Source organism: Streptomyces sp. CGMCC 4.7035 (assembly GCF_031583065.1).
GTDB classification, from domain to species: Bacteria; Actinomycetota; Actinomycetes; order Streptomycetales; family Streptomycetaceae; genus Streptomyces; species Streptomyces yaanensis.
Genome location: NZ_CP134053.1, coordinates 7,561,789 through 7,584,027 on the forward strand (window position 1 = coordinate 7,561,789; position 22,239 = coordinate 7,584,027).

General features: G+C 71.1%; 19 protein-coding genes. 6 read left to right on the forward strand and 13 right to left on the reverse strand.

The annotated features are described in order from the left end of the window. Positions 1-12: 12 nt before the first annotated feature. From Q2K21_RS33230 to Q2K21_RS33240, 3 genes are all read right to left on the reverse strand, one after another. Positions 13-1,062 (reverse strand): Zn-dependent alcohol dehydrogenase, encoded by a 1,050-nt coding sequence (locus Q2K21_RS33230; protein ID WP_310781367.1) that lies wholly within the window; start codon positions 1,060-1,062, stop codon positions 13-15. A gap of 130 nt (positions 1,063-1,192) precedes the next feature. Beyond that, positions 1,193-2,347 carry an acyl-CoA dehydrogenase family protein gene (locus Q2K21_RS33235; RefSeq protein WP_310778995.1) on the reverse strand — a complete coding sequence of 385 codons (1,155 nt, stop codon included), beginning with the start codon at positions 2,345-2,347 and terminating at the stop codon, positions 1,193-1,195. A 220-nt stretch (positions 2,348-2,567) separates the two neighbouring features. Next, positions 2,568-3,479 carry an SDR family NAD(P)-dependent oxidoreductase gene (locus tag Q2K21_RS33240; RefSeq protein WP_310778997.1) on the reverse strand — a complete coding sequence of 304 codons (912 nt, stop codon included), beginning with the start codon at positions 3,477-3,479 and terminating at the stop codon, positions 2,568-2,570. An 84-nt stretch (positions 3,480-3,563) separates the two neighbouring features. Here Q2K21_RS33240 and Q2K21_RS33245 point away from each other — a divergent pair, with 84 nt between their 5' ends. Further along, positions 3,564-4,490: a cyclase family protein gene (locus tag Q2K21_RS33245; protein WP_310778999.1), complete on the forward strand. Its 927-nt coding sequence runs from the start codon at positions 3,564-3,566 to the stop codon at positions 4,488-4,490. Positions 4,491-4,886: 396 nt separating this feature from the next. Here Q2K21_RS33245 and Q2K21_RS33250 read toward each other — a convergent pair whose 3' ends face one another. The 4 genes from Q2K21_RS33250 to Q2K21_RS33265 all read right to left on the reverse strand — a co-directional run bounded on the left by Q2K21_RS33250 (position 4,887) and on the right by Q2K21_RS33265 (position 9,261). After that, a complete protein-coding gene (locus Q2K21_RS33250) occupies positions 4,887-5,378 on the reverse strand; it encodes an ATP-binding protein (protein WP_310779001.1) in 492 nt (163 codons plus the stop codon). Between the two features lie 478 nt (positions 5,379-5,856). Further along, positions 5,857-6,906: an acyl-CoA dehydrogenase family protein gene (locus Q2K21_RS33255; protein WP_310779003.1), complete on the reverse strand. Its 1,050-nt coding sequence runs from the start codon at positions 6,904-6,906 to the stop codon at positions 5,857-5,859. Positions 6,907-6,913: 7 nt separating this feature from the next. Then, a complete protein-coding gene (locus tag Q2K21_RS33260; protein ID WP_310779006.1) occupies positions 6,914-8,068 on the reverse strand; it encodes an acyl-CoA dehydrogenase in 1,155 nt (384 codons plus the stop codon). After that, complete coding sequence (locus Q2K21_RS33265; protein WP_310779009.1) at positions 8,068-9,261, reverse strand: amidohydrolase family protein; 1,194 nt, start codon at positions 9,259-9,261, stop codon at positions 8,068-8,070. The genes Q2K21_RS33260 and Q2K21_RS33265 overlap by 1 nt, the downstream gene beginning before the upstream one ends. A 628-nt stretch (positions 9,262-9,889) precedes the next feature. Here Q2K21_RS33265 and Q2K21_RS33270 point away from each other — a divergent pair. Then, complete coding sequence (locus Q2K21_RS33270) at positions 9,890-11,401, forward strand: class I adenylate-forming enzyme family protein (protein ID WP_310779012.1); 1,512 nt, start codon at positions 9,890-9,892, stop codon at positions 11,399-11,401. On the opposite strand, the gene Q2K21_RS33275 is transcribed toward Q2K21_RS33270, so the two are convergent. Further along, positions 11,383-11,895, reverse strand: coding sequence for an EF-hand domain-containing protein (locus tag Q2K21_RS33275; protein ID WP_310779015.1), 513 nt, complete (start codon positions 11,893-11,895; stop codon positions 11,383-11,385). The two genes, Q2K21_RS33270 and Q2K21_RS33275, sit on opposite strands and share 19 nt — an antisense overlap. Before the next feature lie 168 nt (positions 11,896-12,063). Next, on the reverse strand, positions 12,064-12,480 hold the full coding sequence (locus Q2K21_RS33280) for an STAS domain-containing protein (RefSeq protein WP_310779018.1): 417 nt from the start codon (positions 12,478-12,480) through the stop codon (positions 12,064-12,066). A 361-nt stretch (positions 12,481-12,841) separates the two neighbouring features. On the opposite strand from Q2K21_RS33280, the gene Q2K21_RS33285 reads away from it, so the two are divergent. Both Q2K21_RS33285 and Q2K21_RS33290 read left to right on the forward strand, forming a co-directional pair. After that, positions 12,842-13,417, forward strand: a complete 576-nt coding sequence (locus tag Q2K21_RS33285; protein WP_310779021.1) for a sigma-70 family RNA polymerase sigma factor — start codon at positions 12,842-12,844, stop codon at positions 13,415-13,417. Beyond that, positions 13,411-14,679, forward strand: a complete 1,269-nt coding sequence (locus Q2K21_RS33290; RefSeq protein WP_386275902.1) for a zf-HC2 domain-containing protein — start codon at positions 13,411-13,413, stop codon at positions 14,677-14,679. The genes Q2K21_RS33285 and Q2K21_RS33290 overlap by 7 nt, the downstream gene beginning before the upstream one ends. A 108-nt stretch (positions 14,680-14,787) precedes the next feature. On the opposite strand, the gene purU is transcribed toward Q2K21_RS33290, so the two are convergent. Beyond that, positions 14,788-15,669: a formyltetrahydrofolate deformylase gene (gene purU, locus Q2K21_RS33295; RefSeq protein ID WP_310779024.1), complete on the reverse strand. Its 882-nt coding sequence runs from the start codon at positions 15,667-15,669 to the stop codon at positions 14,788-14,790. A gap of 76 nt (positions 15,670-15,745) precedes the next feature. Next, the gene (locus tag Q2K21_RS33300; protein ID WP_310779027.1) at positions 15,746-16,246 is read right to left on the reverse strand and encodes an SCO4402 family protein; all 501 of its coding nucleotides are present in this window, start codon (positions 16,244-16,246) and stop codon (positions 15,746-15,748) included. 117 nt (positions 16,247-16,363) lie between these two features. Here Q2K21_RS33300 and Q2K21_RS33305 point away from each other — a divergent pair, with 117 nt between their 5' ends. Further along, the gene (locus tag Q2K21_RS33305) at positions 16,364-17,695 is read left to right on the forward strand and encodes an ABC transporter substrate-binding protein (RefSeq protein WP_310779030.1); all 1,332 of its coding nucleotides are present in this window, start codon (positions 16,364-16,366) and stop codon (positions 17,693-17,695) included. Positions 17,696-17,759: 64 nt separating this feature from the next. Here Q2K21_RS33305 and Q2K21_RS33310 read toward each other — a convergent pair whose 3' ends face one another. Together Q2K21_RS33310 and Q2K21_RS33315 are read right to left on the reverse strand one after the other, a co-directional pair. Continuing rightward, complete coding sequence (locus Q2K21_RS33310) at positions 17,760-19,424, reverse strand: hypothetical protein (protein WP_310779033.1); 1,665 nt, start codon at positions 19,422-19,424, stop codon at positions 17,760-17,762. A 345-nt stretch (positions 19,425-19,769) separates the two neighbouring features. Then, positions 19,770-21,155, reverse strand: a complete 1,386-nt coding sequence (locus tag Q2K21_RS33315; protein WP_310779036.1) for a transcriptional regulator — start codon at positions 21,153-21,155, stop codon at positions 19,770-19,772. A gap of 385 nt (positions 21,156-21,540) precedes the next feature. Here Q2K21_RS33315 and Q2K21_RS33320 point away from each other — a divergent pair, with 385 nt between their 5' ends. Beyond that, the gene (locus Q2K21_RS33320; RefSeq protein WP_310781369.1) at positions 21,541-22,194 is read left to right on the forward strand and encodes a bifunctional DNA primase/polymerase; all 654 of its coding nucleotides are present in this window, start codon (positions 21,541-21,543) and stop codon (positions 22,192-22,194) included. Positions 22,195-22,239 lie beyond the last annotated feature (45 nt).

Sequence of the window (22,239 nt, forward strand, 5' to 3'; positions counted from 1 at the left end):
ACCCGGAGGCACTCAGAAGGTCAGCACCCCCCTCGCCACCCTCCCCGCGTGCGCGTCCGCCGCCGCCTTGTCGAAGTCCTCCACCGGGTAGGTCGCCGTCACCAACTCGTCCAGGAGCAGGCGGCCTTCGCGGTACATCCGGGCGTAGAGCGCGATGTCCCGCTGGGGGCGGGAGGCGCCGTAGCGGCAGCCCAGGATGGACTTGTCCAGGAACATCGAGGAGACCAGGAACGTCGCCTCGGCCGTCGCCGGCGGCACGCCCAGGAGGATCGCCTGGCCGTGGCGGTCCAGGGAGTCGATCGCCGCGCGGATCAACTCGACCCGGCCCACGCACTCGAAAGCGTGGTCGGCGCCCGTGGGGAGCAGGTCCTTCACCTCGTCCATCGAGGTCAGGAAGTCGGTCGCGCCGAATTGGCGTGCCACCGCCTCCTTCGCCGGATTGGCGTCCACCGCCACGATCCGCGAGGCGCCCGCGATCCGCGCGCCCTGGAGGACGTTGAGGCCGATGCCGCCCGTGCCGATGACGAGGACGGTGTCGCCCTGGTCCACCCGTGCCCGGTTCAGGACGGCGCCCACCCCGGTCAGGACCCCGCATCCGATCAGCGCCGCCGACTGCAGCGGAATGTCCTTCGGGATGCGGACCGCCTGCACCGCCTTCACCACGGTCCGCTCCGCGAAGGCGGAGTTGGACGCGAACTGGTACACCGGCCTGCCGCCCTGTGTGAACGGCTGTCCCGGCCGTCCGATCGCCTGCCGGCACATCGTCGGCCGGCCACGGTCGCACTCCGCGCACGCCCCGCAGTTCGCGAGGGTCGACAGCGACACGTGGTCGCCGGGCGCGACATGGGTGACGCCCGGGCCCACCGCCTCCACCACACCCGCGCCCTCATGGCCGAGCACCACGGGAACCGGGAAGGGTATGGTCCCGTCCACCACGGACAGATCGCTGTGGCACAGGCCCGCCGCCGAGATCGCGACCTGCACCTCGCCGGGGCCCGGGTCCCGTACCTCCAGGTCGTCCACGACCTGCGTCTGCTTGCCGTCGTAGATCACACCTCGTATCGCGCTTTGTTTCGCGCCTTTGGTCGTGCGTTGTTTCGCGCCTTCGGTCGTACGTTGTGCCGCGCCTTCGGTCGTACGTTGTGCCGCGCCTTTGGTCGCGTCTTGCGTCCCGCCTGGCATCTCAGCTCCTTCAGCCCTTGGGTCCCCTGGGTTCCTTCGGCAGGCCGAGCACGCGCTCGGCGATGATCGTGCGCTGGATCTCGTCCGAGCCGCCGTAGATGGTGTCGGCCCGGCTGAAGAAGAACAGGTGCTGGAACGGGTCCAGTTCGTACGGTGCAGTAGGCGACCAGTCGGCCGGGCCCGCCGCCCCCGCCGCCCCCCGTACCCGCATCGCCAGCTCGCCCAGCCGCTGGTGCCAGCGGCCCCACAGCAGCTTGGCCACACTGGAGGCGCCCGCGTCCGCCGTGTCGCCCAGCGTCCGCAGGGCGTTCCAGCGCATCGCGCGCAGTTCGGCCCACTGTGCGACGAGGCGGTCGCGCACGACGGGGTCGTCCGCCGCGCCCGTCGCCACGGCCGTACGGACGACCTCGCCCAACTCCCTGGCGAAACCGATCTGTTGCGCCAGCGTGGAGACGCCCCGCTCGAAGCCGAGCAGGCTCATCGCGACGCGCCAGCCGCCTCCCTCGCCTCCGACGACGTGCTCGGCCCGGGCCGTCGCGCCGTCGAAGAACACCTCGTTGAACTCGCTGGTTCCGGTGAGCTGACGGATGGGACGGACCTCGATACGACCGGGCTGGTCCATCGGTACGAGGAGGAAGGTGAGGCCGTGGTGGCGGCGGGAGGCCGGGTCGGTGCGGGCGAGGACGAAGCACCAGTCGGCCTCGTGCGCGAGGGAGGTCCAGATCTTCTGGCCGGTGATGCGGTACGTGTGCGGGGTGTCGCGTACGGCGGTGGTACGGACGCCTGCCAGGTCGGATCCTGCGCCGGGTTCGCTGTAGCCCTGGCACCAGAGTTCCTCGCCGCGGGCGACGGGGGGCAGGAAGCGGGACTTCTGGTCGGGGGTGCCGTGGGTGATGAGGGTGGGGGCGAGGAGGTTCTCGCCGATGTGGCCGGAGCGGGGAGGTGCCTTTGAGCGGGCGTACTCCTCCGCCCAGGCGACCTGTTGGGTGAGGGTGGCTCGGCGGTTGCCGTAGCCGTCTTCGGGCCAGCCGAGGCCTATCCAGCCGGCACGGCCGAGTTCACGTTCCCAGTCCCGACGGTTCGGCTCGTCGCCGAGGTGGGTCTGGAGCCAGGCTCGTGCCTCGCGTCGGAACGCGTCGTCCTCCGGACCGAAGCCGAAATCCATGCTTTCCGCCTTGTGGTGGTGGGTCGACGTTGCGTGGTGCGTGCGGGGTTCCGGGCGGGTGGTTTTCGCCCCCGCCGCCCCTACCCGTCCCGTACCTGGGGGCTGCCGCCCCCCAGACCCCCGCTAGTCGGCCTTGACGGCCTCGTTCTCAAACTCCCCCAAGCTCTTCGAGCAGGGGGACCCCCAGACGGGCTGGTAGTGGCTGGTAGTGGCTGGTCGCCTACCTGTTCGGGCGTGCTCCCTCTCGTGCCGCCCTCTCCATCTCCTCCAGTTGCTCCAGCAGTGGCATCGGGTCCGTCCCCACCGTTCCGGGCAGGAAGTCCGCGATCCGCTCCGGGGTCCAGGGGCCCTCCGCGTACCCCGCCCGCAGTTCCCTCGGCTGGGCCCAGACCGCCAGCTTCGGGCCCGCGATCGTGTAGACCTGGCCTGTGATGCGGGCCTCCTTCGCGCGGTCGGACAGGAGGTACACCACCAGTGCGGCGACGTCCTCCGGTTCGCCGATCTCCTTCAGGGTCATGGGGACGTTCGCCGACATCCGCGTCCGCGCCACCGGTGCCACCGCGTTCGCCGTCACCCCGTACTTGTGCAGGCCCAGCGCCGCGCTGCGGACCAGGGAGATGATTCCGCCCTTCGCGGCGCTGTAGTTGGCCTGGGAGACCGAACCCTGGTGGTTGCCGCTGGTGAAACCGATCAGCGTGCCGGAGCGCTGCCCCCGCATCACCGCCGCCGCCGCGCGGAACACCGTGAACGTGCCCTTGAGATGGGTGGCCACGACCGGATCCCACTCGTCCTCGGTCATGTTGAAGAGCATCCGCTCGCGCAGGATGCCCGCCACGCACACCACCCCGTCCAGGCGGCCGTACGACGCGAGCGCCTCGTCCACCACCCGCTGCCCGCCCGCCATCGTCGCGATGTCGTCCCCCACGGCGACGGCCTCTCCGCCCGCCGCCTCGATCTCCTTGACCACGGACTCGGCGACCTCGCTCGTGGGCGAGGCGCCCTCCACCGACACCCCGTAGTCGTTGACGACGACCCGTGCGCCCTCGGCTGCCGCCGCCAGCGCCACCGCCCGTCCGATCCCGCGGCCCGCACCCGTCACGGCGACGACCTTGCCTGCCAAGAAGTTCCCCACGTCCTGCCCCTTCCCGCAGTTTCTGACGGACCGTTAGATTTTATGTCCCGTCAGATACTCGGAGACAAGCCCCGGGGAGGACTCATGTCACTGCCGGCCGAGTTCCACGACATAGCCAAGCGCGTGAACAACTGGGGGCGCTGGGGCGGCGACGACGAGATCGGAACACTCAACCTGATCACCGACGAGGTGGTGAGGCAGGCCGCCGCCTGCGTCCGCAGCGGACGGCGCGTTCCGCTCGCCCTTCCTCTTCAGCAGGACGGAGTGCAGACCGGCGTGATCCCGGGGCGGGTCAATCCGCTGCACGTGATGGTGCAGATCAATCAGGAGATCTTCGGGCCCGGCACCGTCGCGTGCAGCGACGACGCCGTGACCATGGGGCTCCAGGCGGCCACCCACTGGGACGCGCTCACCCATGTCTCGCACTCCGGGAAGCTCTACAACGGACGGCCCGCCGGCACGATCACGCCGCACGGCGGCGCCGAGTTCAGCGGCATCGACAAGCCGCGGCACATCGTCTCCCGCGGGGTGCTCCTCGACATCGCCCGCGCGCTCGGCGTGGAGCGGCTCGACGGCTCGCACGCCGTCACTCCGGAAGACCTGGAGGCGGCCGAGGAACTCGCCGGGACGCGCGTACGGGCCGGCGACATCGTCCTCGTACGGACCGGGCAGATCCAGACGTATCTCGCGGGCGACAAGCACGCGTACGGATATCCGTCGCCCGGGCTGTCGGTGCGCACCCCGGAGTGGTTCCACGCGCGCGATGTGGCCGCCGTCGCGAACGACACGCTCACCTTTGAGATCTTTCCTCCCGAGATCGATGATCTGTGGCTGCCCGTACACGCGCTCGATCTCGTGGAGATGGGGATGCTGCAGGGCCAGAACTGGAATCTGGAGGAGTTGTCCACAGCCTGTGGAGAAGAGGGCCGCTATGCCTTCCTGCTGTCGGCGATGCCCGAGCCCTTCGTCGGCGGCACCGGAACACCCGTGGCGCCGGTCGCCATTCTTTAGACGAAGCTCGGGCTGGCGGCGCGCCATTGCTCGCCCCGAGCACGGCACCGCGCGCCGCCATCCGGCTCGGCGTACCCGCCCTGCCCCCGGGACGGCCTCCACTGGGGGCCGTCCGACCCTGTAAGGAGCCGACGCCGAATCACGACCCGCACTCGTCGAGGGCTTCCGTCACCAAAACCCTCGGCGTCCCCTCGCGGCGGACCGCTGAACACAAGCGTGATCAAACGGACACGTGGCGTCAACACCCGATCGGGGATTCATCACTTACACCCTTTTTGTGACGGCGCATGCGGAAGCACGACCCGGCGCATTCAACGGCGGTCCACCCCGGACAGCCGAAGTCCGTGCGGCCGCACACCCAGACCTACGCCCAGCGAACGCCGCAGCACGCCCCCGCTACACGACGCCGTATGCGAACTCCGGTACCGCCGCCTGCGCCCCGTACGCCGTCGCCCTGCCCGCGACCCCGGCCGCACAGCGGTCCACCTCGCACCAGATGCGCTTGCCGACACCCTCCGCGTCCCAGCCCCAGCGGTCCGCCAGGCCGTCGACGAGTTCCAGGCCGCGGCCGCCCGTCTCGTCGCCCGCCGCGTGACGGGGCGTCGGCGGGCAAGCACTGGTGTCGGCCACTTCAAGGCGGACCGTGCCGGCCGGGGTTCCCGATGCGTCGTCCCGCACGCCGGTCAGCAGCAGTCGCAGCACGGCGGGACAGCCGGTGTGCACCACGGCGTTGGTGACCAGTTCGGAGACGAGCAGGATCAGCGTCTCCGCCAGCGGCTCGTCGGCCCCTATGCCGGACCCCGCGAGCCGTGAACGGGCCCATCTACGGGCCCGCCCCACCTCCGCGGGATCGGGCCGGATCTCCAGCTGCACTTGAAGCACCTGCACCGCTCACACCATCCGAACCGGCGGACACATCGCCTCGCGCCTCGCAAGGGCCACGATCATGGTCATCGTCTGCATGGCGGGAACCAGGGTCACGCACCGTGATTCCCTTGCACGACAGCATGGTTGACGTACAGTCACCCCAACAAGCGCTTCGGGCATATTCCAGCGCGAAGGAGTACGCGTACGGCATACTGTGCGACGCTTGCCATGGTGAGTCGAACAAGCAGGGGCGAGGGTCCGCCCCGCCCTGCGAGAGGCGCGCATCGCCGGATCCGGCGCCGCCACAGGGGCCGCACCGGGGTGGATCGGGCTTGGAACCGCTCGCATCCCACACAAGGTACCGGAGCCCCCCGCCGACTCCAGCCCGTGACAAGTCACGCATAGGACACAACCCGATATCAACGCTCCGTGATTCCGGATTGCCACAATCCGCGACATCCATGGCATCCCGTCCCGAAGAATGCCTGCACAGAGCCCTCTAACCCACCCCTGACAGCAGGTCCGCAGCGAGCAGTTCGTCACTGTACGTGTTCGAACTCATACGCTGGGTCCGTACCCATGCCCGCTTCAGGAACAGGTGCGTCTCGGCCTCCCACGTGAAGCCCATGCCACCGTGCACCTGAAGGCAGTCGCGGGCGCCGCGGAGGGCCGCGTCGTCGGCGAGCAGGCGGGCCGCGGCGATGTCGAGGGGATCGACGGTGACGGCGGCCGCGTACACCGCCGCGCGGGCCGTCTCCACGCGCACCAGGCTCTGCGCACACAGGTGTTTGACCGCCTGGAACGCCCCGATCGGCTGCCCGAACTGCTTCCGGGTCCGCGCGTACTCCACCGCGAGCTCGCAGGTCCGGGCGGCGCCGCCGAGTTGTTCGGCGGCGGTGAGGAGGACGGCGACAGGGTCCGGCTCGTCGTCCGCGGAGGCACCTGGCGATACGCCCGCGGAGCCGCCCGGCAATGCCCCCGCGGAAGTGCTCGGCGATACGCCCGCGGAACCGCCCGGCGATACGCCCGGCAAAACGCCCGCGGAAATGCCCGGCGATACGCCCGCGGAAGCGTCCGGGAAAACGTCCGGCGAGGCCTCCGGGGACCGTGGCAGCCTGTGCAGGGGGGTCAGCGGGTCCACGGATACGAGCGGTACGGCGCCGGTCGCGTCCCCCCGTACGACGTCCGCCTCCGTCAGCCACTCCACCAGGCCGCCGGAGGCGGCCGTGACCACCGTCTCCCCCGTCGCCGCGCCCGCCACCTCCCCCGCCGCGAGGTGCGTGGCCACCAACGGGCCGGGCAGCAGCGCCCGTCCCGCCTCCTCGAAGGCCAGCACCGCCTCGGGCAGGCCGAGTCCGACCCCGCCCTCCGCCTCCGGCAGCCGCAACGCGAAGAACCCGGCCTCGCCCAGCTCCCGCCAGAGCGCGCGGTCGAGCACGCCCGGCCGGTCGGCCGCGGCCCGCAGCGCCTCCCGGCCGAAGCGGCCCGCGAGCAGTGCGCGCACCCCCGCTTTCAGCGCCCGCTGGTCGTCGGTGAGTTGGAAGTGCACGGATCGGTCACCGTCCCTTCGGAAGCCCCAGGATGCGTTCGGCCACGATGTTCTGCTGGATCTGCGAGGTGCCGGCCGCGATCGTGTACGACAGGGACGACAGCCGGTCGAGGACCCACGGACGGTCGAGGTCGAGACAGTCCGCACCCAGCACCTCGGCGGCGGCGTCGTACAGTTCCTGACGCGCGTGCGAATACCTCAGTTTGAAGACCGAACCCCCTGTGCCCGGCACTCCGCCGGTCTGCTCCGCCTCGCTCACGTTCCACTGCGTGAGCCGCCACAGGGCGCGGAACTCCGCGTTGAGCCTGCCCAGCCGGCATCTGAGCGGGGTGTCGTCCCAGCGGCCGTTCCTCCTGGCCTCGCGGGCGAGCTCGCGAAGGACACGGCGGCAGGCCACCACCTCGCCCACGAACGCCGTGCCGCGTTCGAAGGAGAGCGTCACCATGGTCACGCGCCACCCGTCGTTCTCGGCACCGACCCGGCCCGCCACCGGAACCCGCACCTCGTCGAGGAACACCTCCGCGAACTCGTTCGAACCGGCGAGCGTCCGCAGCGGTCGTACGGTGATGCCCGGCGCGTCCATGGGCATCGCCAGCCACGTGATCCCCTTGTGCTTGGGCGCGTCCGGGTCCGTGCGGACCAGTAGTTCGCACCAGTCGGCGACTTCCGCGTGGGAGGTCCAGATCTTGGACCCGCTCACCACGTAGTCGTCGCCGTCCCGCCACGCGCGCGTGCGCAGCGACGCGAGGTCCGAGCCCGCGTCCGGTTCGCTGAACCCCTGGCACCAGACCTCCTCGCCGCGCAGCACCGGCGGCAGCCAGCGCGCCCGCTGCTCGGGCGTGCCCTCGGCGGCGATCGTGGGTCCCGCGTGCAGCAGCCCCACGAAATTGGCTCCCACGTAGGGTGCGCCCGCGTTTTCGGTCTCCTCCAGGAAGATGAGGTGCTGGGTGGGGGTGGCTCCCCGGCCGCCCGCGTCCACGGGCCAGTGCAGACCCGCGTACCCGGCGTCGTACAGCATCCGCTGCCAGCCCAGGTCGTACGCGCGCCTGGCGGGCCAGTCGGCGGGGGACGGCTTCGGGGGCAGCGTCGGCAGCACCTTGTCCAGCCACTCGCGCAGCCGGGCCCGGAACTCCTCCTCCTCGGGCGTGTACGAGAGGTCCATTACCTGTCGAGGTCCAGGTCCAGCATGCGGATCGCGTTGCCGCGCATCAGCTTGTGGACCGTCTCGTCGTCGAGGCCCTTCACATGGTCGAGGGCGACCTCCTTGGTGTGCGGGAAGGTCGAGTCGACGTGCGGGTAGTCGGTTTCGAAGGTGGCGTTGTCGCGGCCGACCACGTCGAGGGACGCGACGCCGTGCTTGTCGCGGAAGAAGCAGCAGAAGATCTGCCGGTAGTAGTACGTCGACGGCGGCTCGGGGATCAGGTCGCGCACGCCGCCCCAGGCGCGGTGCTCCTCCCAGACGTCGTCGGCGCGCTCCAGGGCGTAGGGGATCCAGCCCATCTGCCCTTCGGAGTAGGCGAGCTTGAGCCGCGGGAACTTCACCAGCACCCCGCTGAACAGGAAGTCCATCATCGAGGCCATCGCGTTGTTGAAGGAGAGCGAGGCCTGCACGGCGGGCGGGGCGTCCGGGGAGGCGGCCGGCATCTGCGACGACGACCCGATGTGCATGTTCACCACCGTGCCGGTCTCCTCGCAGACCGCGAAGAACGGGTCCCAGTGACCGGAGTGGATGGAGGGCAGTCCGAGGTGGGTGGGGATCTCGGAGAAGGTCACCGCCTTCACGCCACGGGCGGCGTTGCGCCTGATCTCGGCGACCGCGAGGTCGATGTCCCACAGGGGGATCAGGCACAGCGGGATCAGCCGGCCGCCGCTGTCGCCGCACCACTCCTCGACCATCCAGTCGTTGTAGGCGCGCACGCAGGCCAGGGCGACCTCCTTGTCGTGCGCCTCGGCGAAGGTCTGTCCGCAAAAGCGCGGGAAGGTCGGGAAGCAGAGGCTGGCCTCGACGTGGTTGAGGTCCATGTCCTTGAGCCGTTCGACCGGGTCCCAGCAGCCGCGCCGCATCTCCGCGCGCGTGATGCCCTCCAGGGTCATCTCGTCGCGGTCGAAGCCGACGGCGGCGATGTTGCGTTTGTACGGGAACTTCAGGTCCTCGTAGATCCACCAGTCCGTCGGCGGGCCGTCCGGGTCCATCGTGATCTGGTACTTGCCGCCGATGTACGCCAGCTCGCCGATTCCGGCGGTGAGCGGCTTGGGCCCGCGGTCCTGGTACTTCTTCGGCAGCCAGGTCTCGAAGAGGTGCGCGGGCTCGATCACGTGGTCGTCGACGCTGATGATGCGGGGCAGTTCCGTCATGGTTCCCCTCCGACCCCAATTACCTGACGGTTCGTCAGATTAACTCTAGGGGAAGGTTCACACATTTCCTCTGGGATCGGTAGTGATGCGTCATCCGTCGGTGTCATGACGCGCGTCAGACACCCGCCACGGCGTCGTACATGTCTGCACAGATCGAATGCGTGACCTTTCCATGAGGGTGCCGTTGATCGGACGACAGCATCGTGGGCGGGAAAGGGGTGCCGGTGAGCCAGAGGCTGCCGCTGGGCGAGGGTGAGACGGCCCGCACCGCCTGTGCCCGTGGTGTGCTGCGCGGGGGCGTGGTGGAGCAGACGAGCGAGGTGCTGTCGGCTGCTGTGCACACGGGCCGGAACCGGCTGCCTCGCGCAGCCCACCGGCACCAGGGCGTGACGACGATCAGCACACCCACCACGGGCCGACACCGGCCACGAGGAGCAGCACTGGGCGCGGGCTTCCACCTGCACGCCCACGCCACCCCTCCACGGTGGGCAGAGCCCGTGCTGGACACCAATCCTGCACAGATCGCTCAGCTGATCAGAGACGCTAGTCCCGCACCTCTGGACCGACAAGGCGGCGAGGCCTACGCTCCCCCCACTATCTGACTGGTCGTCAGCTAAAGGGGGTCGTTGTGAACGAGACCGCGCACGCGCTGGGCACGTCCCGGACGCTGTGGGAGCTGGTCGCCCGCCGCGCCGCCCTCACCCCCGACCGGCCCGTCCTGCTCCAGGACGACCGTGCCCTGAGCTTCGGTGAGCTGCGTGAGCGGGCCGAGCGGGTGGCCGCGGGGCTGTACGGCATGGGCGTGCGCCCCGGCACGGTGGTCGCCTGGCAGCTGCCCACGCGTATCGAGACGGCCCTGCTGTCCTTCGCGCTGGCCCGCCTCGGCGCCGTGCAGACGCCGGTCATCCCCTTCTACCGCGATCGCGAGGTCGGCTTCGCGCTGCGGGAGTCGAGGGCGGAGTTCTTCGCGGTGCCGGGCACCTGGCGGGGCTTCGACCACATGGCGATGGCGCGGCGGCTCGGCGCGAAGGGCGTCTTCGAGGCGTACGAAGGCGACGACCTGCCCGGCGGGGACCCGTCCGTCCTGCCTCCCCCGCCCGCCGACGGCACCTCGGTCCGCTGGATCTACTGGACCTCCGGGACGACCTCCGACCCCAAGGGCGTCCTGCACACGGACCGTTCGCTGATCGCGGGCGGGTCCTGCCTCGCGCACGCGCTGCGTCTGTCGGAGCACGACGTCGGCTCGATGGCCTTCCCCTACGCGCACATCGCAGGGCCCGACTACACGGTGATGCTGCTGTTGTACGGATTCCCGGCGGTGATGTTCGAGCAGTTCGCACTGCCGGAGGCGCTGGAGGGCTATCGCAAGCACGGGGTGACGGTGGCCGGCGGGTCGACGGCCTTCTACTCGATGTTCCTGGCGGAGCAGCGCAAGCAGCCGGGGACCCCCGTCATCCCGACCCTGCGGCTGCTCGCGGGCGGTGGGGCGCCCAAGCCGCCCGAGGTGTATCACTCCGTCGTCCGGGAGATGGGCGTGCAGCTCACCCACGGGTACGGCATGACCGAGGTGCCGATGATCACCATGGGGGCGCCGGACGACTCGGCCGAGAACCTGGCGACGACGGAGGGGCGGCCGCCGGAGGGGATGGAGATACGGATCGTCGACGGGGAGGTACGCCTACGGGGAGAGGCCGTCTGCCAGGGGTATCTGGACCCGGCTCAGACGACGGAGGCGTTCGACGAGGACGGCTTCTTCATCACGGGCGACCTCGGCCTGCTGACCGACAGCGGTCATCTGGTGCTGACGGGGCGCCTCAAGGACATCATCATCCGCAAGGGCGAGAACGTCTCCGCGAAGGAGATTGAGGACCTGCTGCACCAGCACCCCGCCGTCCAGGACGCGGCGGTGATCGGACTTCCCGACGAGCAGCGCGGCGAAAGGGTCTGCGCGGTCATCGAACAACCGCCCGGGGCGGAGGCACTGACCTTGTCCGCTGTCACCTCGTATCTGCGGGCGGAAGGGCTGTCCGTGCACAAGCTGCCGGAGCAACTGGAGGTGGTGGACGCCCTTCCGCGCAACGAGACCCTGCGGAAAGTGCTCAAGTACAAGCTGCGGGAGCGCTACTCGGGGACGGTGTAGTAGCGGGCGAACGCGGCCACGATCTCCGCCTCGCCGACCTTGCCGTCACCGTCCGCGTCGAGCGCCGCCGCGACCGCCCTGGCGATGTCCTCGCTCACGCCGAGGGCCCTCAGGACACGGACGGTCTCCTCGACCGTGGCGGCGCCGTCGCCGTCGCCGTCCGCCACGGCGAGCGCCGCGTGCAGGAAGGGGCGGGCGATCTCCGCGAACCGCTCGGGGTTGTCCCGCAGCCGCTTGACCGCGCCTCCCACGAACTCCTCGCGGGTGATGCGCTGGTCGCCGTCCCGGTCCGCTATCCCGGCCATGCCCTGCCAGAACGCCTCAGCCCCGGCGTACAGGGCCTGCCCCTGCTCGGAGCGGGCCGCGGTGCCGAACTCGGCGAGGACGGCCTTGGCCGCCCCGCTGAAGTCCTCGCGGTCGATGGAGCCGTTGCCGTCCTGGTCGAAGGTGGCGAACCGCGCGGCGATCCTGCGCTCGTAATCGGTGCTGACCATGTGTTCTCAGGCCGCCTTACATGCTGTCGGGTACATCTCGCTCGGAGCGTACGACGCCTCGGGCCTCCGGTGAGACGGAAAACGGCGCTTGTACCAAGACCGCAGGAATTCTGGGACAACAGTGTGGCTGTCCTGCGACTTTCCACGGACCTCGCTGTGCCCGCGCGGTTACGCCGACAGGGGGCGCGCCTCCTCGTCGGTGGCCGAGGTGACGTCCGGGTAGACGTCGAAGAGGCGGCGCACGCCGAGGGCGGCGAGGACCCGGTTGACGTGCGAACCGCCGCCGCCCTCGGCCCCGTTCGCGCGGGAGGTGCCCCCCTCGGCGCCGTGGCCGGGCAGGATCAGCCTGAGCCGGCCACGGCAGGAGCGGATCAGACGGCGGGTGGCGATCAGCACGCCGACGCCGCTGGAGTCGCAGAAGACGACCTCGGAGAGGTCGAGGACCAGACGGTGGCGGCCGTCCGCCACCGCGTCGTGCACCCGCTGGCGCAGTACCGGTGACGTCACCAGGTCCAGTTCGCCGGCCACTTTGAGCACGGCCCACTCGCCGCGCTCCCCGAAGGTCACTTTGAGCGTCACCGCCACGCCTCCCGTTCGCCCGCACCCCGACCAAAAACGGAAGCTGTCCCTACGCTTCCTTCAGCGCGGCTGCCCCGACGTTCCTCTATGAAACACCGAACTCGCGATCGAAAGCGGGTAGCAGATGAGCCATTTCAATCGGCAACGGTCTCGTTCGCTCAGGTCCGCTCTGGGGCCGTGGGGGTGGGCGCCCGCCCGAAGCGCCGGTCCTGCCGTGGCCCGCTCCTACCACTTACGGCTCGTCAAGGGGCGCACATTGCCGCAAAGGGGCGTGCGTTGTCCGACGTGCCGACTACATTCGAGGAGGCAGGGGACGCAGGCTGGACCGGAACAGGGCACCGGGCACGACCAGGGGTGAGGGGGCAGCATGGCGAAGAAGGACGCACCGCCCCGGTGGGACCGCAAGATGCAGCAGCGACTCGCACGCGGCGAGGCGGCTGCGCTGGGTGAGTTCTACGACCGGTTCGCCTCGCTCGTGCACGGCCTGGCCCATCGCGTACTCGAGGACGAGGAGGCGGCCGACGGCATCACGCGCGAGGTGTTCGCCCACGTCTGGGAGAACCCCGAGTCGTACGACCCGAAACAGGGCCCCCTGCGGACCTGGGTCGCCACGCTGACCCACCGGCTCGCCGTGCAGCGGCTGCGCGCTACCGAGACCGCGGCACTCGCCCGGGGCGGCGGCCGGGGCACGCCGGAGGAGCTGGAGCGCAAGGTGCGCCGCGCCTCGGTCGCGGCCCGCGCGGACTACATCGTGACATCGATGCCGGTTCCGCTGCGCGCGGCGCTGGAGCGGGCGTACTTCCAGCGCCGGGACTACCGCCAGACCGCGGCCGACCTCGGCATCACGGAGGACGAGGCCCGCCGCCGCCTCCGCCTGGGCCTGCAACTCCTGGCCACGGCCCACGACACGGGCCCCTCGCCCGAACCGGGGGCCGCGTGGTGACCGGGGCGGAGCACTTCGAGGGCTACGGGGACCACGACGCGCATGGCAAGGGCCTGGGCGCGCGGGGCCCTGCCGGGGCTGACGCACCCCGAACGAGCGGTGCCGGGGTGCCGCTGCCCGATCCGGCGTCCTCCCCCCGGGAAAACGGACCCGTGCTCGAACACCGGGTGCTGAAGTCGCTGCTCGGAGCATGGGCGCTCGCCGCCTGTTCGCCGGAGGAGACGACGGCCGTCGAGGAGCACCTCGGCGGCTGCGGCCCCTGCGCGGACGAGGCGCGGCGGCTGCGCGAGGCCGTGAGGCTGCTGCAGCGCCCCGACACCCTCGACCTCGACCCGACCCTGCGCACCCGCGTCCTGGACAGCTGCCTCGACCGGCGCCCACCGCGCATCCCGGTGCCTGAGTGGGCGGCTCCGTACGACGCGGAGACCGCCCGCCTGGACGCCCTGCTGCAGGACATAGGCGACGCCGAGTGGCACGCGCCGGTGCGGCTGAGATGGTTCGACGGGACGGGACCGGCGAGTCGCCGTACGACCGTCGCCGGGGTCATCGCCCATCTGCTCTCCGTCGACGCGCTGGTGGCGATGGCGCTGGGGCTCGACGACCCGCTCGCGGACGTGGCCGGCACCGACGGCACCCCGGAGGGGCGTACGGAGGCCTACTGGCGCACCTCGCACTTCCCGCCGACCCGTTCCATCCGCCCTCCGTGGCGGGAGCAGAGCCACCTTCTCGTGCGCACGGTGTCCTTCGCCGGCGGGAGCTCCGGGAAGCTCGCGGTGTCCTACGGCGGGTTCGAACTGCCTCTGCACGACGCGATGCTGGACCGGGCCTTCGAGTGCTGGGTGCACGCGGAGGACATCGCGGACGCCGTCGACTATCCGTACGAGCCGCCCGCGCCGCGTCATCTGAACAAGATGATCGACCTGGCCGCGCGGATGCTCCCCGTCGTCCTGGCGGCGCGACGACGGGCCGGGCTGGCCTCACCCGGCCGCACCCGGCACCTCGTCCCGGCGGGCGAGCCCGGGCGCAGCCTGCGGCTGGAGATCGAGGGCCTGGGCGGCGGCGAGTGGCTGATCCCGTTGGACTCGCCCGGCGCGGTGGGCTCCGCCGAGCACGAGGTGGCGCACGTAGCGCTCGACGGGGCGGAGTTCTGCCGCCTGGCCGCGGGCCATGTGCCACCGGAGGAGGCCGCCGCGGGTCAGGTCGGGGACCGGGACGCGATCAGGGACGTCCTGTTCGCGGCCGCGTCGCTGAGCCGCATGTAGACCGGAGCAGGTGGACCGGGAAGGCGGATCGGGCAGGTGGACGGGGGCGGTAGACCGGGACTGCGCGAGGCCAGGGCCCCGCGGCGCCGGGACCCCGCTGGGCCGGCCCTACGCGAAGACCACCGTCCGGCGTCCGTTCAGCAGGATCCGGCGCTCGGCGTGCCACTTGACCGCCCGCGCCAGTGCCTGGCACTCCACGTCGCGGCCGATCGCCACCAGCTGGTCCGGGGTCACGTCGTGACCGACGCGCTCGACCTCCTGCTCGATGATCGGGCCCTCGTCGAGGTCGGCGGTGACGTAGTGCGCGGTGGCGCCGATCAGCTTCACACCGCGCGCGTGCGCCTGGTGGTACGGCTTCGCACCCTTGAAGCTCGGCAGGAACGAGTGGTGGATGTTGATGATCCGGCCGCTGAGCTGCTTGCACAGATCGTCCGAGAGCACCTGCATATAGCGGGCCAGGACCACCAGCTCGACGTCCAGCTCGCGGACCAGGTCGAGCAGCCGCGCCTCGGCCTCCGACTTGGTGTCCTTCGTCACCGGGATGTGGTGGAAGGGAATGTTGTACGAGCCGACCAGCTCGGCGAACTCGGTGTGGTTGGACACCACGGCCGCGATCTCGACGGGCAGCGCGCCGATCCGGGCGCGGAAGAGCAGGTCGTTCAGGCAGTGGCCGAACTTGCTGACCATCAGGACGACGCGCATCTTCTCGTCGGCCCGGTGGATCTGCCACTCCATGTGGAAGGAGTCACCGATCGCCGCGAAGCTCGCGCGCAGCTTGTCCACGGTCACCGGCGACTCCGCCGAGAAGTGGACCCGCATGAAGAACAGTCCCGTGTCGTGGTCCCCGAACTGCTGACTGTCCTCGATGTTGCAGCCGGTCATGAACAGATAGCTCGACACGGCGTGCACGATGCCCTGCTTGTCCGGGCAGGAAAGGGTGAGGACGTACTGCTCGGCGGGGGCCGCGGCTCGCGTGGACTGCTCACTCATGCACGCCAGGGTCTCACGTCCACGGGCCCGCGCGGACCGGCGTCCCGCCACCCGGACGGCACGGTGGCCGTACGGCCTACGCGGTCCGCGTGAGGATCCGCAGCACCTCGAGCGTCCGCGGCGGCGTGTCCGGCTCCTCGCCGTCGCTCACCGAGAGCCGCACATGCGCGTCGCGTGCCGCCCGCACCGCCTCCGGCCACCCCTGGTGGTTGAGGTACGCCTCCACCGGCGCGTCCGGCCCGACCTGGTGCATGATCCGCAGCACGCGCAGCACCGCGGTGTCGACGAGCGCCGCCTCCTGCGAGTCCCGGAAGATGGTGCCGACGTACTTCTCGGCCGACCAGTTGTCCAGCCAGGTGTCCTCGACCAGGCGGTACACGGCGTCCGTGACGTCGCCGTACCCGTCGACACCGGCCAGCCAGACGTCCCGCTGGAACACCGGATCGGAGAGCATGTGCAGCGCGGAGCGCACATTGCTGCGCCAGCGCCACCACGGCATGTCGTTGAGTGGCATGCCGCCCATGGTGGATGAGCGACGCCCGCGACGGGAAGAGTTCTCCGAACCTTGCACGGTCATCGATCGTACGTTCCCCGCGACGGCCGGATCACCGACCCCCGCAATTCACCTCTGCGTCACCCGCCATTGACCGTCGGTCACACCAGTGTTGGCTGTGTGACGGAATCGTGCGTGTCCATGACCGGCAGGCGACGCACCAGCTCACCCACCGACCGCACCCGCGTTCCGGGCTCTGTCCGCAGAGCGACTCCCCGCGTGAGGACCGTCCTGCTGTCCGCGGGCGCGGTGGCGGCGTGTGCGTCGATCGCCGTCGCGTGCGGTGTCGTCCCCGGTACCACGGGGGGTTCCGGGGACGACACCGTGACCGTCATGACCTGGGCGCCCGAGAACGCCCCGGCGAACAACAAGCCGGGAATGCCGGCGATGGCGCGGGCGTACGCACGCTGGGTCAACGCGAACGGCGGCCTGGGCGGCCGCAAGCTCACCGTCCTGACCTGCAACGAGCACAACGACTACGTGGGTGCCGCGAAATGCGCCCGACTCGCCGCCAAGGAGGACGTCGACGCCGTCGTCGGCTCCTACAGCCAGTACGCGAGTTCCTTCCTCTCCCCGCTGGAGTCGGCGGGCATCCCCTACATCGGCGGCTACGGGCTCACCGACGACGAGTTCAAGAGCGTGCTCTCCTATCCGGTCAACGGCGGTCAGCCCGCGCTGCTGGCCGGCCTCGGCGAGGAGCTGGGCCGCAAGTGCGGCCCCCTCGCGCTGGTGCGCCCCGACACGGTCGCCGGCGACCAGCTTCCGATACTGCTCGACTCCGGGCTCAAGGCGGGCGGCCACGCGTCGGCCGCCGATGTGCGCGCGGCCGAGGACGCCACCGCGTTCGACCCGCAGGCGCAGCAGGCGCTGGAGAAGGCGACCACGGACCCGCAGCGGAAGGGGTGCGTGGTGGCCGCTCTGGACGAGCGCACCGGAACCTTCATGGACTCCTTCCGCCGTCTGCGCAACGACTACGCGGCGGTGGGCACCGCCTCCGTGCTCGGCAGCGTCGACCAGACGGTCATCAACGCGTCGGGCGGCGCCTCGGGCCCGTACGAAGGGGCGTACGTCACCGGCTGGTACCCGGAGGCGAGCGACGCGCGCTGGGAACCGATGAAGAAGGTGATCCGCGAGGAGGCCTTCGGCGACAACCGGATCGACCCGGCGGACACGGGTGTGCAGACCACGTGGATCGCGTACACGGTCCTGAAGAAGGTCGTCGAATCGCTCGGCGGCGGCGAGGTGTCCGCGGGCACGATCCGCTCGGCCCTCGACAACGGCGTCAAGGTCGACACGGGCGGCCTCACCCCGACCCTGCGCTGGCGCTTCCAGGACCTGACAGCCGTCGTCGACTTCCCCCGCCTGATCAACTCGGACGTGACCTTGCAGGTCGTCCGCGACGGGCAGCTGGTGGCGGCGCGCAAGGGCTTCGTGAACGTGTCGAAGACGCTGGAGAGCACGACGACCCGGTGAGGCGGTCACGGGGTGTGCGCCGCTCCACCCGCGAGCGGGTTCCCGGCGGCGCACACCGCTGAGCTCACAGCTGGATGGACTGGCGCTGGGTCAGGCCGTACTTCCGCGCGATGGCGTTCCACAGCCGCGCGGCCTTGCCCTTCTGGGCGCTCGCCGTACCGCTGTCCCGGGTGGCCGCCGCGGTCTGGCCGGTGGCACGTGCCTGGCCCTTCTTGCACCCCTTCTTGTTGCCCGCGACCTGGTCGGCCCAGGCGGCGTAATGGGTGTCGGCGGAGGCGGACGCCCGCCACGCGCTGGTGAGCGCGGCGGTCAGCTCGCCGTGGTTCGGGAGCTTGTCGACGGCCAGCCCGGACAGCCGGGTGACCAGCTCGTTGCGCTGCTTGGCCGCGTCCCGCAGGTCGGTGGCCGCCTGGTCGAGGTTCTGGCATGCCTTGACGTTGGCGACCGCCTTGATCACCGAGTCGCGGCTGTTGCCGCTGTCGGCCAGGAGCTTGTCGAGCGCGACGGCCTGCTCCTTGGCCGGGTCGGTGGACGTCGAGGCCGAGGTCTCCGCGGCCGGGCCGGTCGCCGAGACGTTCTTGCTGTTGCTGTCGTCGGTGCCGCTGCCGCCGCTGAGCAGGGCGCCGGCACCGATGCCGAGAACGGCTATGCCCACGCCGATGGCCGCGATGAGCGGCACACGCGAACGGGTACGGCCGCCGCGGCCGCGGCCGCCGTCGTCGTCGTCGTAGCCGGCCACGTGGCCCATGGGGGCGCCCGGGGCACCCGGGGCACCGGGGGCACCCGCCGCGCCGAACGGCGGCAGATACTGGGTGGACTCGGCGCCGCCGCCCGCGTCGTTACGGAAGAGGTTGTCGAACTCGGCCGGCGTGTACCGGTCACCGCCGGGCGCGCCCGGCATCCCGTACGGGGCCGGGCCCGGCTGCCCGGGCACCGGCGGCAGGTACTGCGTGGCCTGCGCGTCGGGGCCCGCCACGGCCCCGGCCTGCCCGAGGAACCGCGTCGGGTCGTCCCCGGACATCTGCGGCGGCAGCGCCCCCGCGCCCACCGGCGGGATGTACTGGGTCGCGCCCTCGTCGGCGGGAACGGGCGGGATGTACTGCGTCGCGCCCTCGTCGGGCGCGGTGGTCACCGGCGGGAGGTACTGCGTGGCGCCCTCGTCGACGGCGGGCGGCAGGGGCGCCGCTCCCGGCGCCGTGGGCGCGGAGTACGCGCCGTACGACGACGTCTGCGCACCCTCGGGCGGCAACGGCCCGGCGCCGGCGCCCTGCTGCGCGTGCGGGCCGGAGCCCGCGGGCGCCTGCGGCGGCAACGGCTGTCCCGGCGCGGCCTGCTGGTGCGGAGCCCCGCCCCACGTCGCACGCGGGTCCGAAGGCGCCCAGGACTGCTGCGCTCCCGGAGTGCCCCAGTCCGCTGCCGCCGTCGGCCCGGGCTGCTCGGGCGCGCCCCAGGTCTGTCCCGCGTCGGCACCCCAGTGCTGAGCGGGCGGCGGTGCCTGGGCCGGCTGCTCGGGACCCCACGGCTGGCCCCAGGCCTGGCCGCCCGCCGGGGCGGCGTGACCGCCGGGTGCGCCCGCCGGGGCCGCACCGTGGCCGCCGGCCGGAACCGTGGAACCGCTCGCTGCGCCCGTCATGCCCGGCAGCAGGGGTTCACCACCGTCGGAGGGCAGCACGATGCCTTCGCGCGCGGGTCGCGCCGAGGGCTCCTCGCCCTGTCCACTCTGCGTCACCGGGACTCCTACGAATGGGGGACCTTCGGAATCATCGGTTTACGCTACCGGGTCTCCACAACCCGGTGCCACGCAGCACAGGGCGTGAATTTCTACCCAGCGACAGCAGTAACAAAAGTGCCGCACAGGGCGCTGTTTATCCCCTCGCCACACCTCCACCGACCGCTCACCGCCCGTTTTCCGCACATTCACAAAGGCGCAGGCACCCCGTAAGGGGCGCGGGGAACTGCGCGACCAGCCACATACGGCCGACAGCGATCCGACCAGCCGTCTGTTCTACGGCTCTATCCCCCGGGGCCCGGGGGATAGAGCCGCGCGACGGTGCCCTGGACCCCGGGTCGAGATCTACGCGGCCGCCGCCAACTCCACCCGCGCCCCGAACTCCCGCACCACCGCCTCGTCCCGATACGGCTCCAACCGCTGCTGGAAGTCCTCCAGATACTCCGCACCCCGATTGGACCGCAGCGTGCCGAGCAGTTCCACGGCCTTCAGGCCCGTGTGGCAGGCCTGTTCCACCTCGCGCTGCTGCACCTGCGCGGTGGCGAGCAGCACATAGCCGATCGCCCGGCGCCGGGCCCGGGACTCGGGGTGTCCGGCGAGGGACTCCTCCGCTCGCCGCGCCGCCGCGTCGGCCTGCCCCAGGTCCCGGTGGCAGTGGGCCAGTTCGTCCGCCAGGTACGCCTGGTCGAAGTGGGCGATCCACGCGGGGTCGTCCCCGGACACCGTGTCGGCCGCCTCCAGCGCCGTGACCGCACGCCCCGCCGCGATCTGCGCGGCATGGGCGTCGCCCATCAGCGCGTGCCCGCGTGCCTCGGCGGCGTAGAACATCGACTCCGCGCGTGGTGTCACCCGCCCGCGCGCCCCCTCCTGCGCGGCGCGCGCCAACTGCGCGATCTCACGCGGGTTTCCGAGCTGAGCCGCGAGGTGGCTCATGGAGGCGGCGAGGATGTAACCGCCGTACCCCCTGTCCCCCGCCGCCTGGGCGAGCCGCAGTGCCTGGATGTAGTACCGCTGGGCGAGCCCCGGTTGCCCGGTGTCGATGGCCATGTACCCGGCGAGTTCGGTCAGTCGCGCGACGGCGGCGAAGAGTTCGCGCCCCACGGCCTCCCGGTACGAGCCCGCCAGCAGCCCCGAGACGACGCTGTTGAGGTAGTGCACGACGACCGGGCGCACATGCCCGCTGCCGAACTGGTGGTCCAGTTCGACCAGAGCCTGCGTCATCGCGCGCACCGCCGCCACGTCCGACGTCCCCACCCGTGGTCCGGCCGCTCGCGCGACCTGCGAATCCGGCGTGGAGATCAGCCAGTCGCGGCTCGGCTCGACGAGCGCGGAGGCGGCGACCGAGGAGCCGGACAGGAAGTCCCGGCGGCCGACGTCGCTGCGCCACAGCTCGCAGACCTGCTCGATGGCGCCGAGCACCGTCGGGGAGAACTGCAGGCCGACGCCGGACGCGAGGTTCTTGCCGTTGGCCATGCCGATCTCGTCGATCGTGACCGTACGCCCCAGCTTGCGGCCCAGCGCCTCGGCGATGATCGCCGGGGCGCGGCCCCGCGGCTGCTGTCCGCGCAGCCAGCGGGCCACCGACGTCTTGTCGTAGCGCAGATCGAGGCCGTGCTCCGCGCCGCACATGTTGACCCGGCGGGCGAGCCCCGCGTTGGAGCAGCCCGCTTCCTGAATGAGCGCCTGCAGCCGTTCGTTCGGCTGCCGCGCGACGAGAGGCCTTGCGGCCATGGCGTCGTACCCCCTGTGGCTGCGGTGCCTGCCCACGCACCGAGTTGACGTGTCTTCAGCGGCCGGACGACGGAACACCCTTTCCGTGCGCCGAAAAGATCCGGCCTTGAAGATCGATGCCCCGCGGACATGCCTCTGATGCGAGACATGTGAGGATTGCCGGGGTAAAGGCTGATGCCGTACCTCCCACGTGGTTACCCAGCCCCCGCTGTCGATCCTCTTACGCGCCCCCATCCGTGCATCCATGCGCCCCACCCACGGAGACAGTGCTCCTCCCCCGCGCATGTAGGGCAAAAAGGGCGTGCCCAAAAACCGTTCCCGGCGCGGGCCATGACCGTCGGGAGGGGAGGCGTAACCCGCGGTGACGACTAGAGTTGAGTTCATCGTGGAAAAGACCATCGCGGGCCCTGAAGCTGCCCACATCCCGAAGCAGCGCGGCGATTCGCTCCCGGAAGCCGCCGTGCGTTACGCCGAAGAACGTCACTGGGACGTGTTCCCCGGGACCTGGCTGGAGGCCGTCGACGGGGTGCACCGCTGCTCCTGCGGTCAGGCCGATTGTCCCGCGCCCGGCGCGCATCCGGCGCAGGACGACTGGGCGACGCAGGCGACCGGCAGCGCGACCGTCGCGCGCCGGATGTGGTCCACGCAGCCGACCGCGTCGATCCTGCTGCCCACCGGGCGCACGTTCGACGCGATCGACGTCCCGGAGACCGCCGGCTTCCTCGCGCTCGCACGCATGGAGCGCATGGAGCTGACCCTCGGGCCCGTGACCCTGACGCCGGACCGGCGTATGCAGTTCTTCGTCCTCCCCGGGGCCTCGGCGAAGGTCCCCGACCTGGTGCGCAACCTGGGCTGGTCGCTGTCCTCCCTCGACCTGGTCACCCTGGGCGAGGGGGCGTACGTGGCCGCGCCGCCCACGCGGTACGGGTCCCGGGGGGCCGTGCAGTGGGCCTGCCGGCCGACGCCGGCGAATCGGTGGTTGCCGGATGCGGAGGAGTTGATCTCGCCGTTGGCGTATGCGTGCGGTAGGGATCGATAGCCGTTCGCGGATGCGTCTGCCTGGTTCCTGTCCATTGGCGGCTGC

What these genes read in the sequence shown, in the direction of transcription:
- Q2K21_RS33235 (WP_310778995.1), bottom strand. Translation starts at nt 2,347, where the DNA reads ATGGATTTCGGCTTCGGTCCGGAGGACGACGCGTTCCGACGCGAGGCA.
- Q2K21_RS33245 (WP_310778999.1), top strand. Translation starts at nt 3,564, where the DNA reads ATGTCACTGCCGGCCGAGTTCCACGACATAGCCAAGCGCGTGAACAAC.
- Q2K21_RS33260 (WP_310779006.1), bottom strand. Translation starts at nt 8,068, where the DNA reads ATGGACCTCTCGTACACGCCCGAGGAGGAGGAGTTCCGGGCCCGGCTG.
- Q2K21_RS33265 (WP_310779009.1), bottom strand. Translation starts at nt 9,261, where the DNA reads ATGACGGAACTGCCCCGCATCATCAGCGTCGACGACCACGTGATCGAG.
- Q2K21_RS33275 (WP_310779015.1), bottom strand. Translation starts at nt 11,895, where the DNA reads ATGGTCAGCACCGATTACGAGCGCAGGATCGCCGCGCGGTTCGCCACC.
- Q2K21_RS33285 (WP_310779021.1), top strand. Translation starts at nt 12,842, where the DNA reads ATGGCGAAGAAGGACGCACCGCCCCGGTGGGACCGCAAGATGCAGCAG.
- purU (WP_310779024.1), bottom strand. Translation starts at nt 15,669, where the DNA reads ATGAGTGAGCAGTCCACGCGAGCCGCGGCCCCCGCCGAGCAGTACGTC.
- Q2K21_RS33300 (WP_310779027.1), bottom strand. Translation starts at nt 16,246, where the DNA reads ATGACCGTGCAAGGTTCGGAGAACTCTTCCCGTCGCGGGCGTCGCTCA.
- Q2K21_RS33305 (WP_310779030.1), top strand. Translation starts at nt 16,364, where the DNA reads ATGACCGGCAGGCGACGCACCAGCTCACCCACCGACCGCACCCGCGTT.
- Q2K21_RS33315 (WP_310779036.1), bottom strand. Translation starts at nt 21,155, where the DNA reads ATGGCCGCAAGGCCTCTCGTCGCGCGGCAGCCGAACGAACGGCTGCAG.